This is a genomic window from Streptomyces glaucescens (assembly GCF_002154375.1).
In the GTDB taxonomy this organism is placed as follows: domain Bacteria; phylum Actinomycetota; class Actinomycetes; order Streptomycetales; family Streptomycetaceae; genus Streptomyces; species Streptomyces glaucescens.
The window spans coordinates 1-283 of sequence record NZ_MUND01001018.1; the positions used below are offsets into that span (position 1 = coordinate 1).

The following is a 283-nucleotide window of genomic DNA, read 5'->3' on the forward strand; positions in this document are numbered from 1 at the left end:
CGCCGAGCGACCACAGGTCGGACTCGGGGCCGGGCGTGCGGCCCAGCGCCCGCTCCGGGGCGAGGAACTCCGGCGAGCCGACCACCTCGCCGGTCATGGTCAGCGCGGAGCTGCCCTCGACCATGGCGATCCCGAAGTCGGTGAGCACCACCCGGCCGTCGTTCGACAGCAGCACGTTCGCCGGCTTCACATCCCGGTGCAGCACGCCCGCCGCGTGTGCGGCCCGCAGCGCGGCCAGCACCTCCGCGCCGATGTGCGCCGCCCGCCGCGGGGTGATCGGGCC

Annotated in this window: 1 protein-coding gene; it reads right to left on the minus strand. The window is 76.3% G+C overall.

Translation table 11 applies throughout. The features are described 5' to 3' along the window. Nucleotides 1-283 (minus strand): protein kinase domain-containing protein (locus tag CCN42_RS45455; protein WP_245877696.1); only part of this gene is annotated, 283 nt, incomplete at both ends.